At 70.2% G+C, this 1,092-nt stretch carries 1 protein-coding gene and 1 tRNA gene; both read right to left on the reverse strand.

Annotated elements, in window-relative coordinates; genetic code table 11:
- Positions 1–685: PIG-L deacetylase family protein (locus ACY45C_RS17365; protein WP_462188609.1), on the reverse strand; the 685-nt coding region annotated here is incomplete at its 3' end.
- A gap of 160 nt (positions 686–845) precedes the next feature.
- A tRNA-Gly gene (locus ACY45C_RS17370) sits at positions 846–919 on the reverse strand.
- Positions 920–1,092: the final 173 nt, after the last annotated feature.

A 1,092-nucleotide genomic window follows, 5' to 3' on the forward strand; every position in this document is an offset into this window, starting at 1 on the left:
TCCAGGGCCAGTGCGTCCAGAACCAGACGGTGTATTCGAGCACCTGGCCGCGATAACCGGTGGTGGCGACCGCTCGGCGCACCGCCTCGTTGGTCGCGTCGTGGTCCGGGTGCCCCTCGCACGAGGTCGGCGCCAGGATCTGCTCGGGCGCGAGGGTCTCGATGAGCTCGGTGAGCCGCGCAGCGATGGCGTCGATCCGGTCGGAGAGCTCGGCGTCGGGGAAACCGAGGAAGCGCACGTCGGACTCGTCGATGTCCAGCAAGGCGCAGGCCCGGCGGGTCTCCGCCTTGCGCACCTCGATCAACTCCGCTGGCGGGAGCGTCACCGGCTCCGCGCGGGAGCCGTCGCTGACAATCACCACCGTGACCGGGGTGCCTGCGGCCCGCTTACGCATGATGGCCACCGCGCAGCCCAGCGTCTCGTCGTCGGGGTGTGGTGCGACGACGAGACACGACCTCGTCGTCATGGACGAGGTGATATCGATGCCGCGCCGGGTCCAGGCCCGGCGCCACAGCGACCGCGCCGGCACCATCACCCGGTCACGCACCGTCTCTGGATCACCCGGGATCACCCACCGGACCGCCTTCGCCACGTTCATCCCGTCGACCTCCCGTACGGCGGCGAACACCGGCCAGCGGACACGATCCGAGATCGACGCCGTGGCCGCGCTCACTGTAGCGACCACCACCGACATTCCGCCCTCGGGTGGTGTTCCCGCAGGTCCTCGCCATGTTCGTCCACGAGACGCCGATGGGCGCAGAGCAGCTCTTCGCCGGGCTCGGCCCCCCCGGGAGGCATGGCGGAACGACAAGGTCCGCCCCCGCGCGGACACAACCCACCCAGAGTGGAGCGGGCGACGGGAATCGAACCCGCGTTGCAAGCTTGGGAAGCTCGTGTTCTGCCTCTGAACTACGCCCGCGTAGCGCATTCGCATCGTACTGGACGGACCGGGTCGGGTGGGGCCCCGGGCCGTCCGGCGCGTCCGGAGTCAGCCGTCGATGCTGTTGACGGAACCGCTTGGGCCGGTAGGACCGATACGATCGCTGGCCGGGGCGATGCCGAAGCTGGTGGCTGAGCCGGCACCGACGCCCC

Source organism: Frankia sp. CcWB2 (assembly GCF_977927585.1).